The sequence below is a fragment of the Collinsella sp. An7 genome, from assembly GCF_002159335.1.
Taxonomy (GTDB): Bacteria; Actinomycetota; Coriobacteriia; order Coriobacteriales; family Coriobacteriaceae; genus Coprousia.
Genome location: NZ_NFHP01000001.1, coordinates 421,777 through 434,962, shown reverse-complemented (window position 1 = coordinate 434,962; position 13,186 = coordinate 421,777). Strand labels below are relative to the sequence as shown.

Here is a 13,186-nt window from a genome sequence, read left to right as displayed (position 1 = left end):
CTCCCTCGCCGCGTCTAGAACATTTGTTCTACTATAACACGTAGGTTAGTATGACGGGGCGAGAGTTTTGGAAAGCGTGAAAGCAACGAGAAGCCAAGCTTGTATGCAGGTGTTGTGACACTTGGCAGTCTCCCTCGGATGCCGGTGGGGCGAGCCCCGGCGCTCCACGCCCTTCGGGCTCGCTCCGCGAGTCGCGCCGCGGTTCGCCCCACCGGCATCCGAGGGAGACTGCGGCAACCCGAACAGTCCCACCTCTCTACATAAGGAAAAGAGAAGAATGAGAGGGTATCCCGCCCGTCGCCACCTAGTTCTGCGAAAAGAACGGGAAGCCGTGAGGGCCCTGGGAGCGCATGCCTGGCGGGAGTTGACCCAGGTCAAAGCCGGGGCCCTCGCCTTCGGCGGCGGCCTGCATGCGGCGCATGAGCTCCGACTCGATCTCTTCGGGGTCGAGGTCGGCCACATCCAAGCCAAGAAGGCTCCCCAAGAGCGCGGCCACCTCGCCCCGCACGCGGCGGGCGTGCTCCTCCCCCAGTTCCTCGATGCGCTCGGACTCCGCGCTCACCAGATCGGCAACACAGAGCCGCTCCTCCGTCGCCCGGCCCGTATCGGACCATGCGAGCTGCACGGGCCAGTGGCGCTCGGCAAACGAGCGGGCCGAGACCGTCGGCGCGAGCGGCAGACGGCGTCGTGCCGCCTCGCCCGCGCGCACGAGCATGAGCAGCAGGGCGAGCGCCTCGGGCGCGGAGGACGCGAGCGGGATGTCCTCAAAGGCCAGGCCGCGCTCCACATGCGCCTCGAGCGCACCGTCCACCTGCGCGGGCTCGAGTGCACCCAGAAGCCCAGCGGCGGACTCAGCAAAGTCCGTACCGCCGGGCATCACCGCCGCGGCAGCCCGGACGGTCCGCGCAAGGCACGCCTCCACCTCACCGAGCGTAACGAGCGCCTGCGGTATGGCCGAGCCCGCCCGCACGCGCTCGCGCGCAAGAAACTCCAGCTCCGTGAGGTACACGTCGCCAAAGGGCATCAAGTCGCCGGGACAGCCGTCCGCAAACCACGGTGCGGCGAGTGCGATATCGGTCTTGGTGAGGGGGCAGATCGCCGCCGCCCCGCGCTCGCGTGCCAGTTGCTCGAGGTAGATGGCCTCGAGCCTCTCCCGCGTGCGCCGGTCCTGGCCGAGGTCCGCGGCAAGCATCGCCCCTGCGTCCACGGGGCCGCGCTCGACCACCTCGACCCCCAAGGCTCGGGCAAGCGCCCGGGCCCGCTCGCGGCGGGTCCGCTCGACCTCCTCCTCGGCGGGCGTCAGCGCCTCGGCGCGCTCCACCACGAGCGCCACCACGTTGCGCGAGCCGAGCGCGTCGACCGCGAGCACCGCCGCGAGCGAGCTCGGCAGATCCCCCGCAAGCGCCACCACGACGCGCGTGCGCCCCAGGGCCTCGACGCTATCGCGCAGGTGCAGACGGAGTGCCTCCCAGAGCCACGCCTCGCGCCTAAACTGCGGAAGCTCGTGAGTCTCGAGCGCTGCGGCAACCCGGCCGCGCTCGATCTCCTGCACCAGCAGGGCCTCCTCAAAGCACGGCGCCATCGACACCACACGCCCGGCGTCGTCCATCACATACGAGCCTCCGGTAAAGACGGCGTCGTCAAACCCGCCCACCGGCGCCATGTGAGCCACCCATACCCCGCGGCTGCGCGCGGCCTCGGCAACGTGTCCGTCGGCCACGGCGGCAACCCCCGTCGTTGCCTCGTCGTCCATCTGAAACGAGGCTGTCTGGATGTAGAGCGCCAGGTCGCACCCCGTGGGCAAATTCGGTACGTCGCGCTCCACGTCAAAGGTAACCGCCAAGCGCACGCCGCGCACGTCAAAAACCGGGGGCAGCCAGAGCTCCTCGCCCGAGCCGTTGCGCGCGGCGGCAAACACGCTCCTGAGCGGGATGACCCGACCGTCGCGCAAGAGAAAGACCTCGATGAGCGGCATGTGCTCAAAGCCCACGGGGGCGGGCACGATCGCCTCCATATCGAGGGTCTCAAGCTGGCGCGCCACGTCGCGAAGCCCTGCGATGAGGGCGTGCTCGTAGTTGGGGTTATCGGTGAGCGAGCCGGGGGCCAAGCCGGTCATGAGCGGCGCGGGTACGCAGAGGAGGTCGGCGCCTTGGTCATGCGCGAGCACCGCCTGGCTCTCGATACGGGCGCAGGTGCCCTCGATATCGCCCAGACGCGCGTCAATCTGCGCAAGCGCGATCCTCATGACCGTCCCTCCCCCTCTGGCAAAAGGGCCGCCCGAAGGCGGCCCCGTTCAGCCGATTCTGAAGCTAACGCTATGATACCGCCCGCAGCGGTGCCGGCGCTAGAACTCCTTGACCCACAGCCCGTGAAGGTTGCAGTAGGCGTACACGCGCCCCGACTTGACGCCGCCCGCAAAGAACGTGGCGGGCGTCTGGCCGGGCTTGAGCTCGTGGATCTCGAGGCGACCGTCGGCGTCGAGCGCGATCCACTCGATGTAGTGCTCCTCGGTCATGGGGTGCTCGACCTCGCCCACACGCACGTGGATGATGTGGCCGTCGCGCTGGAGCTCAACTGCGGGAACGTGCTTCTCCTGCGCCGCGTCCACCGAGTTGGCCTCGACGGGCTCAAAGCCCTCGGGTGCGCCCACGCCCGCCTTGACGGAAGTGAAGAAGTTGCCGTTTGCGTCCTTGAAGAATACTGCCATGATGTGCTCCCTTCTAGGAAAAATGGAAGTGGTGACGCATAATCAGAATCCATTATGCCCCGCAGGAACGCTCGGTAGACAAATGCCACCTGCGGTGTGCACGTTCTGTGCGGAGCACAACAACGGCCCCAGTACGGGCGCGGGCCGCAAACGAAGGGACGGCAGCGATGCGGTGGCTCGGAATCGACGGCGGAGGCACCAAAACCGCCTTTACCGTGTACGACGAGAAGCTTGGCGCGCTCGCGCGCACGACACTCGGCACCTGCCACTACGCGCAGGTGGGGTTTGACGGCTGTGCTCGGGTGCTTGACGAGGGCATCGAGCAGGCGCGAGCGACGGGCCTTTTGGGTAAGGAGTTTGGCATCGGGGTGGGTCTCTGCGGCTACGGCGAGGGCGCCGCGGCCACGGAACGGCTCAACCGGCTGGTTGCCGAGGCCGCCGGGGAAAGACCCTACGCCCTGGTGAACGACGTCGAAGCGGCGTGGGCGGCGGGCCTGGGGCTTGCCGACGGCATTGTGATCATCGCCGGGACGGGCTCGATCGCCTACGGGGTCTGCCGCGGGCGCACTCGGCGCTGCGGCGGCTGGGACTACGAGCTGGGCGACGAGGGCAGCGGTGGCTGGCTCGGCAAGGAGCTGCTCTACGCCTTTACGCGCGAGAGCGACGGGCGCGCGCCCGCCGGTCCCCTGCTCGAGCTGGTGCGCGCAGAGCTTGGCCTCTCCGACGACTTTGACCTCATCGCATTTGCCCAAGAGCACATGGCCGACCGCTCGCGCATCGCGGCGCTTGCGCCTCTGGTGACCCGCGCGGCCGAGGCGGGCGACACCTGCGCGCACGACATCCTGGAGCGCGCGGCGCGCGAAGAGGCCACGATGGTCCGAGCGATCGTGCGGGACATCTTTGAGGGGCCGGGCGGCTCAGAGACAAAGACGGGCGCCCGCGACACGGATGGCGGAGCCGAGGGGCGCGGCGCGGTCGATGGGGCCGCCGGACAGGCGGCGACCATCCCCGTTACCTACGTGGGCGGAACCTTCCAGGCGGGACCGCTCATCTTGGAACCGCTCGCGCGCGCCCTCCCCGCGCGCTGCCGGCTGGTGCCGCCCGAGCGCGAACCCGACCTCGGCGCGGTCCTCATCCTTCGCAAGCGCCTTGGCGCGGCCTAAGCACATTCTGTTGCGATGGGCCACAGAGCCGTACACCCCGTCCTGTCGCCGCAAAAGAGGGCCGGCTACAAACTCGGCCCTTAAGTGAGAGCCTCATTTTGGGGAACGGCAAGTAGACCGCCAATAACAGTTCCAAGACCTCAGCAAAAGGCCAGTTGAGCACTTTATCATGGTGCAGTGTACTCGACGGACTCCAAAAGAGGCTCTCACTTACGGGTCGAGTTTTCCGAGGCCAAAAGATATGCCCACGTTGCAGGTCGAGATGCACGGGAATTCAAAAACAGGCCGCTTTCGAGCGCAAAAATGAACCAGCCCTCAGGCCGCTGCTTAGACGAAGTCGTACGGCATCTGACGGGCCACGAGATAGAAGAGCATAAGGACCGTCCAGGCAAGCGGAAAGAAGAGGAACGACCCTCCCAGCACCACGAGGCGCGCCAGATAGAACGCCAGCCGGTGCGCACCGGTACGTTCGCGGGTCTCGCAGCTCATCCGCACAAACCGGCCGCCCGGCGTAGAGCCGCCCCGCATCCACGGCACAACGCCCTCCACCACGACAAACACCGCCGCCGCAAGCACCACGAGCCATCCGCCTTGGAACAGCCGCTCGCCTGCGGGGATGCTCCACGCCGCAACCGAAGCGACGGCGGCGAGCACCAGCAAAACCGTCCCCATGAGCACGGTATCGAGCCACAGGGCCACGCAGCGCCGCACAAACCCGGGCCGGTGGGTTACCTCGCCCTCCGCGGCAAGCGCACCGGGCGGCAGCACGCGGCCGAGCTGCAGGGCACACCACCAGCCGAGCACGGCTCCGGCGGTATTGTAGATGAGGTCGTCCACGTCGGCCGTGCGGTACGCGTAGGGGTAGATTCCAAAGAGTCCCGTGCCCTGTGCCGCCTCGATAACAAACGACGCCGCGAGCCCCAGCGCCGCCGAGCGCGCGGCACCTAAACGCAGAAGACGCCCCGCGATAAATCCAAGCGGCATAAAGAGCACCACGTTAAAGACGATCTGAGGCAGGGTGCTCACGCCCTCGCGCGCAAAGTCGCTCACAAAGGCAAACGGGTTGAGCTGCCAGGGAATGCCATAGCTGACCCCCGGGCCCGACGGCCCTTCGGGCAGCGGGTAGAGCGTAAAGCACCCGAGCCCCATGAGATAGAGCACGGCCAAATAGGTGGAAACGACCGACGCAAACTTGAGGCGCCCGTCGCGGTGGTAGAGGTAGGCGAGTATCGGCAGCGTAAGCGCCACGGAAGCGAGGGGCCAGAGTGCAAGCGCCGCGCGAAAGTTATCGGTATAGCCGGCGAGGAAACGCTGGACGAGCTGCATGGAGGTCCTTTCCCAAAGGTTGCAGGCGCGGCGGGCGGGCAGCAGCCCTCGCCACGCAACTCATTCTTGCCGGCGAGCCATATGACTGCCATCGATTTGCCTTACCGGCGGCTTACGGTTTGGTAAGGTGGGCGTAGGTACCCGCGCGGCACACCGCGCGCGACCAGCACCAGTGGAAGGGAGAGCTCATGGCAGCACCGCACCGACCGGCCACCAGCCAAACCACGAGCGGGCCGCCGCAAGGGGATACGCTTGCGCGCATCAGAAGCGAGCTGGCAGCCCTCGCCGACTCGGCGTACCGGGCGTTTCAGGCCAAGCTCGTGCCCACCGTCGAGCCCGAGCGCATCCTCGGCGTGCGCACGCCCGCGCTCCGCAGCTATGCCCGCACGCTGGCGCGCAAGCGTGCGGACGAGGCACGCACCTTCCTCGCCACCCTCCCCCACGAGCTCTACGAGGAAAACAACCTGCACGGCGAGCTCATCGGCCTTATGGCGCAGACGCCCGAAGAGGCCGTGCAGCTGCTCGACGCCTTCCTCCCGCTGGTAGACAACTGGGCAACCTGCGACCTCATCCGCGTGCCCGCCTTTAAGCGCGACCTCCCCGCCGCGCTCCGTGCCGTCCGGCGCTGGATAGCCGCCCAAGCGGAGTACATGGTCCGCTTTGGCGTGGTCACCCTCATGGAGCTCTTTTTAGGCGAGGCGTTTGAGCCGGAGCATCTGCAGCTCGTGGCGGGCATCGAACGCCCGGAGTACTACATCAACATGGCGCGAGCATGGTACTTCTCGTTTGCGCTCATCAAGCAGCCAGCGGCAACCTACCCGCTTTTTGAGGCGCGCCCGCCTGTGCTCGACCGCTGGACGCACAACAAGGCGCTCCAGAAGGCCCGCGAGAGCCGGCGCATCTCGCCCGAGGAGAAGGAGCGCCTGCAGGCGCTCAAGATTCCCGTACGATAGGGCGCAAGGGAAGCACTGATCAAAGGCGTTTGCACACCCCGTTCCGAGTGACCCATTTTAGCCCCGTCCCAAAATGAGTCATCCCAGCCAATCTGCCGCCTCTTTCTGCCGCCTCGCCCCGGCAAACGCCCCTACAGCGCCGTCTGCACGATGGTCGGCGCAAACCCCGCCTCGGTGAGCGCGCCGACAATCTCGCGCTTGTGGTCCTCGCCATAGGCCTCGATGGTCACGCGCAGCTCCACCGCCGCGTTGCGGTTGGTGCTCACAAACTGGTTATGCTCGAGCTTGATCACGTTGCCGTTCTGCCCTGCAATCACGCTCGCCACCTTGACGAGCATGCCCGGGCGGTCGGGCAAAAGCACGCTCACGGTAAAGATGCGGCCGCGCTGGATGAGCCCGTGCTGCACCACGCTCGACATGGTGATGACGTCCATGTTGCCGCCCGAAAGGATCGAGACCACGCGGCGGTTCTCGGCCGGCAGGTGCTTGAGGGCGGCCACCGTGAGCAGACCCGAGTTCTCCACGATCATCTTATGGTTCTCGACCATGTCGAGGAAGGCCACGATGAGCTCGTCGTCCGGCACCGTGATGACCTCGTCGAGGTTCTGCTGCAAATAGGGAAAGACCCGGTCACCGCACTCGAGCACCGCGGTGCCATCGGCGATGGTGCTCGCCGAGGGGAGCTTGACCACGTGTCCGGCCTCGAGCGAGGCGGTAAGGCAGGCCGCGCCCTCAGGCTCCACGCCGATCACGCGGATCTTAGGGTTGTAGAGCTTGGCAAAGGTCGCCACGCCGCAGGCCAGGCCACCGCCGCCCACGGGCACGAGAATGGTGTCGACGAGCGGCAGCTCCTGGACGATCTCCATGGCGATGGTGCCCTGCCCCGTAGCGACCACGGGGTCGTTGAACGGGTGAATAAAGGTGAGGCCTTCACGCTCGGCAAGCTCGAGGGCGTAATCGCAGGCCTCGTCGTACACATCGCCCGAGAGCACCACCTCGGCACCGTAGCCCTTGGTGCGCTCGACCTTGATGAGGGGCGTGGTGGTGGGCATGACCACCACCGAGCGGGCCCCGGCGCGCGTGGCCGCAAAGGCGACGCCCTGCGCATGGTTGCCGGCGCTCGCCGTGATGATGCCGCGGCCGAGCTCCTCGGGGGTGAGGGTGCTGATCTTGTAGTAGGCGCCGCGCACCTTGTAGGCGCCCGTACGCTGCATGTTCTCGGGCTTGAGCCACACGCGGTTGCCGCTCTGCTCAGAGAAGAACGGGCTCTCGACGAGCTTGGTCTCCTGCGTTACCTCTTTGACCTTCTCCGAAGCCTCTTCAAAGGCATCGAGCGTGAGCATCTCCGGCATGGGCGCCCCCTATCGCTGCAAAGTCGCCCGGTGCCGACGCCCCGGGCCGCACCCGTGGTGAACTTTAATGTAGTAAAGTAGCATACCATCAACGACGATGCGAGCGGGGGTTCGGCCACCGCCGAGAATCGAGGTCCCCATGATGGATACCCCCGCTGCACGCGATGCGGCCACCCCGCTCTTTCAGATCCGCGACGCCCAGGTGGTGCGCGCGGGACGCACCATCCTCTCGGTGGAAAGTTTTGACCTCGCCGAGGGCGAGCACGTGGCGCTCCTCGGCCCCAACGGTGCCGGCAAGTCAACCTTTATCCAGCTGCTCACGCGCGAGGTCTTTCCCCTGCATCGCGACGAGCCGCCCGTGCGCTTCCGCGGGCAGGCACGACCGCTCCTCACCGATATCAAGCGCGCGCTCGGTATCGTCTCGGCCACCATGCACGACCAGGTGCGCGTGCACCTGCCGGTGGACGAGATCGTCATGGGCGGGCTCTTTGGGTCGCTCGGACTCCCCAAGCACGCCCAGATTCCGGACGATGCGCGGCCGCGGGCCCTCGAGGCCCTCGACCGGCTCGGCATCGCAAGCCTCGCCGACCGCGACGTGATGACCCTCTCAACCGGGCAGGTCCGCCGCGTGCTCGTGGCGCGAGAGCTCATGAGCGATCCCCGGATCCTCATCTTTGACGAGCCGTGCACGGGGCTCGACCCCGAGGGGATGTACCACGTGCGCGAGACGATGAGCCTGCTTGCCGCCGAGGGCCGGTCGATTGTGCTGGTGACGCACTACCCCGAGGACATCATCCCCGCCATCGAGCGCGTGCTGCTCATCAAAGACGCGCAGATCTTTGCCGACGGCCCCAAGCGCGAGCTCATGCGCGACGAGACGCTCTCCGAGCTCTTTGGCGTGCCCCTCGAGGTGGAGGAGCGCGCCGGCTGGTACGCGCTCCGCGGCAGGTACTGAAAGGCGTTCGCTGGATGGGCGGCCCGGGGGGCGGAGGACGACGACTTGGGACAGGTTGGTGTTAGCCTGGGCGCCTATAATGCGGGTGCGTCAGTCTACCGGTCGTCGTTGATGCCCTGCGCCTACGCACTGCCCCGGCTTGCCGCGCCGGCGCCTCCTTTGGACGTGGCACTTCCCCGCTCGCGGATAGGCCGCCCGCGATTGGGTATGAACGCTTGGTCAAACTCTTGCTAGAAAGGCTCTCAGCATGCAGAACTTCATGAACGGACGCCACGGTGTCGACGATCTTTCGGCTGCGCTTGGCGGCCTGGGCGTGGTGCTCGCCCTCGTGGGAACCATCTTTCGCGTAACGGCCGTCTCGTATGTGGCGCTCGCTGTGCTCATCTTGGCCCTGCTGCGCGCGTTTTCCAAGAACTCAGCCGCGCGCAACCAAGAAAACGACGCCTTCCGCCGCATCATGGCGCGCATCCCGGGCATCGGGAAGTCGTTTGGCGGACCGTCCGGCGCTTCTAGTAGCCGTAGCGGCGCCTCGAGCGCACGTTGCGGCCGGTCGAGCGCCGACGACCTTAAGCGCCAAGCCCGTACCGTCAAGAAGATGTGGAAGGAGCGCAAGGAGAAGGCCTTCCTCAAGTGCCCCAACTGCGGCACCATGCTCGCCGTGCCGCGCGGCAAGGGCAAGATCATCGTCACCTGCCCCAAGTGCCACGCGCGCATGGAGACCAAATCGTAGCGGCAGACTTGGTGGAGCTGTACATGGCGAGAGCGGGCATGACGCATCGCTCTCTCGCCTTGACGCGGATGCGCGTAGCGAAAGCAAGCATGACGGACCACTCTCTCAATTATGAAGATGCCGAGGAGGTTTGACGGCCTCCCACACCGCACCTCCCCCTCTGCACCCGTAAAACGCCCTCTCTGACCTGCCCGGTTAGAAAACGCAGAATCCTGGTTAGATTTTGGTCAGACCCGTGCAAGAAACGGTCAGAAAACGGTTAGATGCGCCCCTTACGCTCGGCTCATGCCGCAGTGAATGCGGAGACCGGCGAGAGGGAGACGACGATGAGCGCAGCAGTTGCACAGTCAGAGATTGAATCGACCGAATGCCGAGAGCAGGTGCCCGCAGAGGTCGGGCACGCCAAGGATTCTGGATGTCCGATGCGACCGCAGGGCAGGCCGCCCCAGATAGCGCGTGGCACCAGACGCACGCCTGAGAGAGACGCGATGGACGAACACGCCCCCGGCAGCGAACGCGGGCGCGGACAAGCTGCGCAGGACGCATGCCCCGTCGAGGATATCGATGCCGTCAGCCGGTACTGGCAGGCGCACAAGGCTCTGTTGCTCGAACCTGCCAACGAGGTCTTCCTCGACTTTGTGCGCCCTGCCTTTTTGTACGACGAGGAGCCCTTTCTCGACAACCAAACCCTCGCGCTGCTCTTTACCGACTGGGTGCTCTTCGACTTTGCGTTCTTTGCGGGGCGGACGCCCCTCGAGCAGTTTGTCGCCCACCCGGCAGACGTTGACGGCGCACAGCTCGCCCGGCTCAGGCGCATCGCGGACTCGCAGTTTTTCTCACGCTTTGAGATCCTCTACAAAGACCGCGAGACCGGCATCTGCGCGCTGGCCGACGTGCGTGACGGCCACCGGTACGACGTTCTCGACCCCGTGCTGTGCCGCAAAGAGCAGTGGCGCGACGGGACGATTGGCATGCGCATCGCGCGCGCCGCCGGCCCGTGGACGCCTGTCGGCTCGTGCCACCTCTACGACCGCGCACCCGCCCACGAGACCGCCGTCGACGGACCGGGCTTTGTGCACCCCGAGGACACCCAGCTTAGGCCCGATGCCGCACAGGCGAGCTTCTTCTTGCGCATGCTCCGCGACCTCATCGGCATCGACGGACGCTACCGGCACACCACCACCATTCCCATTGAGCTATGAGCACCCCACAAGCTATGGGTGCCGGGCTCGGGAACGCAGCGTCCATCAGCGCGGCGCATGGCCCGGTGGCCGACGGGCGTCAGCCCGCAGCCACGGCGCTGCAGGGCAAACTCGATTCCGCCCTCGACGCGGCAGAGGCCCAACACCACTGTGCCATCGCCAGCGGGGATGCGCTCGCACGCGCCTTTATGCGACGCACCCAGCAACAGTATTGCCTCTCGCCGGCACCCGGGCTGTACGTACGTCCTTCCTACTGGCGGGAGCTCAATCCGAGAGAACAAGCCTTTCACCTCATGCACGGCCTAGGAAGATTGCACCCTACGTGGACGTTCCGTTCGTGGGCGGCCGCACTGTCGTGGGGCATTGAGGTCCCCTATCCCCTTCTCGAAGAACTTCCCATCATCTCCAAACGGCAGCCGAGTCCTCCCGACCCCGTCATCAGCAGAAGTCCCTATCCAAGCGACCGCGTCGAGACAAACGATGGCATTCGCGTCCTCAGCCTCCCACATGCCGTGGGCGAGGTGCTCCGACAAGCACCCTTCAGCTACGCACTCGCTGTGATGGATTCGGCGCTTCACGCTCAAAACTCCAACGAAGTCCCCTCATTCCTCGCCGAGGTCGAGCATGCCTGCCAGCGGCGCGACGGAGCGGCGCGAGCAAGGTTTATTCTTCGGTTCGCGGATGCCCGTGCAGAGAGCGGCGGGGAGTCGCGCGTGCGAGCGTTTCTCATTGCCAACGGGTATGACCTCCCCGACCTTCAGGTAACGTTTACCGACCCTTGCGACCAAAACCATGTACTGCGCGTTGACTTTTTCTGGCGCCTCCCCGATGGGCGCAATCTCATCGGAGAATTTGATGGTATGGCAAAAAACCACGACCCAGACCTCACCAACGGAGAAGATGCCGTCGCGGTTCTTGTGCGCGAGCGGCAGCGCGAGAGCCGTCTGACACTCCTTGGGTATCCCGTCCTACGCTTCACGTACGATGACCTCTCCCATCCTGCTCGCCTCCATCACCTGCTCAGAACTGCGGGCATCCCCCAAGACAGCTCACGAGCCCTCCAGTGGCACAAAACTTGGGCACAGTTCGACAAGAAGACTCAAACACACTGAAGAGGCAGCCCGCGCAACGTTTGGCACGCGCGCTCATGCGCTGGGGCCGGAGCCTACATAGCAGACAGTCGAACACGTAGCAGGGATCGGTCGCCACGTGCGCTCACTCTCCTGTTTGACAGGCCGCTGCAGAACCCGAGGCGTCGCGGGGATGAAACAATGCAGGGAGAAGTTGCGCCTCAGATCAGCAAAGAATCCGTGGCATTACGCTACCTGTTTGACAAATTGCGATGCAATCCAGGGCATGTCGAAAGTTTGAGCGCAGATTGTCAATTCAAATTGTCGAATGATGGGGAAACGCACCAGAGACACCGATTAACCGGAGGCCCCGATTGACAATCTGCAGTACAACATGAAATGCCGCCAAAGTTGCATCGCAAGTCGTCAAACAAGGGAGCTATGTAGCTCGATAGATTGACGATCCGCACCATAACGCGAGATGTCGCCGAGTTGCATCGCAGATCGTCAATCAAGGGGGCCATGTGGCTCGATGGCTTTACAAGCCGCAGAGCAATTTTGACGCGGGCCTACATTCTGAAGCAGTCCGTCAAAGGAGCGGCACATTTTGACGGCATGATTGACAAACTGCAGCAAAATCCGAGTCGTTAGTAAGTTGTATCGCAGGTCGTTAACAAGTTGCATCGCAGGTCGTCACCAACGAGTTCCGGGGTGAGGCCCGAAAGCGCGCTGAGGCGGAGCCCGAAGGCGCACTGCCCGCCGCGAGCCCGCGATACAAAAAACGCCCCGGTTCGCGGGGAACCGGGGCGCCTTGTGCGCAAAGTTGCGCGCTGTGCTGAAGGCGCTACTCCTCAACGAGCTCAAACTGATCCGGGCCGACGCCGCACACGGGGCAGACGTAGTCCTCGGGGAGCTCCGGAGTGTCGACCTCGACCTCGTAGCCGCAGACGACGCACACGAACTTGTAGGTCTTCTTCTCGTCAGCCATGGTACTTCCTTTCAGTGGCGATGAAACGGTATCGCTAGTATAGCCATCCCGACACGTTCTCAAACACTCGCTCGGGCAACTGTCGCGCATCCATATATGCTACAGAACTAGATGCATATCTGAGGCCCGGCAGGGGCCGGGAAGCGGCTGCTGATAAGCGCGCACGGCGGCGGCGAGCCAGCAACGTCCCCGACGTTACCCCTGGTAGGAGCTCGCCTTGGGCGGCGTCTTGCCCTTGAGGGTGCTGTGGTAGTAGCTGTAGGTGAGCGGCTCCTCGTCGGAGAGCTTCTGCGCATCCACCACGTCGCCCACAAAGAGGAAGTGCGTGCCCACGTCGACCGTGTCGATGAGCTTGCAGGCAAAGACGGCGCAGACGTGCTCCGGCGAATAGGGGCTGCCCACCGCGGAGATTTCGCAACCGTACTTCTCGAACTTGTCAAAGTCGGCGCTCGAGCGGAACCCGAAGTTGCCGATGTAGGGCATGTCGGCCGTCATGTCGAGCGCCGTGACCGTAAAGGCGCCCGCGCGCTGGATAACGCCGGTGGTAACGTTGTCCTTGTGCACCGCGACCGTGAGGCGCGGCGGCTCTGCCGTTACCTGGGTGGCGGTGTTGATGATGCAACCGGCCTTTTGGCCATCCGCCTCGGCCGAGACCACGTACAGACCATAGGTCATCTTGAACAGGGCTGTGAGATCCATAACGTCTCCCCTCGTTGAGCGGTCGCTGCCATGCGGCCCGC

Annotated in this window: 12 protein-coding genes; 6 read left to right on the top strand and 6 right to left on the bottom strand. The window is 65.2% G+C overall.

The annotated features are described in order from the left end of the window. Positions 1–304: 304 nt before the first annotated feature. The gene (locus B5G20_RS01970; RefSeq protein WP_087354485.1) at positions 305–2,245 is read right to left on the bottom strand and encodes a hypothetical protein; all 1,941 of its coding nucleotides are present in this window, start codon (positions 2,243–2,245) and stop codon (positions 305–307) included. Positions 2,246–2,344: 99 nt separating this feature from the next. Then, on the bottom strand, positions 2,345–2,707 hold the full coding sequence (locus tag B5G20_RS01965) for a desulfoferrodoxin family protein (RefSeq protein WP_087354483.1): 363 nt from the start codon (positions 2,705–2,707) through the stop codon (positions 2,345–2,347). A gap of 167 nt (positions 2,708–2,874) precedes the next feature. Between B5G20_RS01965 and B5G20_RS01960 the strand changes: the two genes are divergently transcribed. Next, positions 2,875–3,870 (top strand): BadF/BadG/BcrA/BcrD ATPase family protein, encoded by a 996-nt coding sequence (locus B5G20_RS01960; RefSeq protein WP_087354479.1) that lies wholly within the window; start codon positions 2,875–2,877, stop codon positions 3,868–3,870. Positions 3,871–4,197: 327 nt separating this feature from the next. On the opposite strand, the gene B5G20_RS01955 is transcribed toward B5G20_RS01960, so the two are convergent. Further along, entirely contained in the window at positions 4,198–5,196 is a 999-nt protein-coding gene (locus tag B5G20_RS01955; protein ID WP_087354477.1) for a VanZ family protein, read from the bottom strand. Positions 5,197–5,384: 188 nt separating this feature from the next. On the opposite strand from B5G20_RS01955, the gene B5G20_RS01950 reads away from it, so the two are divergent. Further along, positions 5,385–6,149, top strand: a complete 765-nt coding sequence (locus tag B5G20_RS01950) for a DNA alkylation repair protein (RefSeq protein WP_087354475.1) — start codon at positions 5,385–5,387, stop codon at positions 6,147–6,149. A 131-nt stretch (positions 6,150–6,280) separates the two neighbouring features. Here B5G20_RS01950 and ilvA read toward each other — a convergent pair whose 3' ends face one another. Beyond that, positions 6,281–7,501 (bottom strand): threonine ammonia-lyase, encoded by a 1,221-nt coding sequence (gene ilvA / locus B5G20_RS01945; RefSeq protein WP_087354473.1) that lies wholly within the window; start codon positions 7,499–7,501, stop codon positions 6,281–6,283. A 139-nt stretch (positions 7,502–7,640) separates the two neighbouring features. Here ilvA and B5G20_RS01940 point away from each other — a divergent pair, with 139 nt between their 5' ends. From B5G20_RS01940 to B5G20_RS10260, 4 genes are all read left to right on the top strand, one after another. Then, positions 7,641–8,456: an ATP-binding cassette domain-containing protein gene (locus B5G20_RS01940; RefSeq protein WP_087354471.1), complete on the top strand. Its 816-nt coding sequence runs from the start codon at positions 7,641–7,643 to the stop codon at positions 8,454–8,456. Positions 8,457–8,703: 247 nt separating this feature from the next. Beyond that, on the top strand, positions 8,704–9,186 hold the full coding sequence (locus B5G20_RS01935) for a hypothetical protein (protein ID WP_087354469.1): 483 nt from the start codon (positions 8,704–8,706) through the stop codon (positions 9,184–9,186). Positions 9,187–9,674: 488 nt separating this feature from the next. Next, positions 9,675–10,388 carry a hypothetical protein gene (locus B5G20_RS01930; RefSeq protein ID WP_087354467.1) on the top strand — a complete coding sequence of 238 codons (714 nt, stop codon included), beginning with the start codon at positions 9,675–9,677 and terminating at the stop codon, positions 10,386–10,388. Further along, a complete protein-coding gene (locus B5G20_RS10260; RefSeq protein ID WP_087354465.1) occupies positions 10,385–11,500 on the top strand; it encodes a hypothetical protein in 1,116 nt (371 codons plus the stop codon). The genes B5G20_RS01930 and B5G20_RS10260 overlap by 4 nt, the downstream gene beginning before the upstream one ends. Before the next feature lie 802 nt (positions 11,501–12,302). On the opposite strand, the gene B5G20_RS01920 is transcribed toward B5G20_RS10260, so the two are convergent. Both B5G20_RS01920 and B5G20_RS01915 read right to left on the bottom strand, forming a co-directional pair. Continuing rightward, complete coding sequence (locus B5G20_RS01920; RefSeq protein ID WP_087354464.1) at positions 12,303–12,446, bottom strand: rubredoxin-like domain-containing protein; 144 nt, start codon at positions 12,444–12,446, stop codon at positions 12,303–12,305. A 195-nt stretch (positions 12,447–12,641) separates the two neighbouring features. Then, the gene (locus B5G20_RS01915) at positions 12,642–13,145 is read right to left on the bottom strand and encodes a flavin reductase family protein (protein WP_087354462.1); all 504 of its coding nucleotides are present in this window, start codon (positions 13,143–13,145) and stop codon (positions 12,642–12,644) included. Positions 13,146–13,186: the final 41 nt, after the last annotated feature.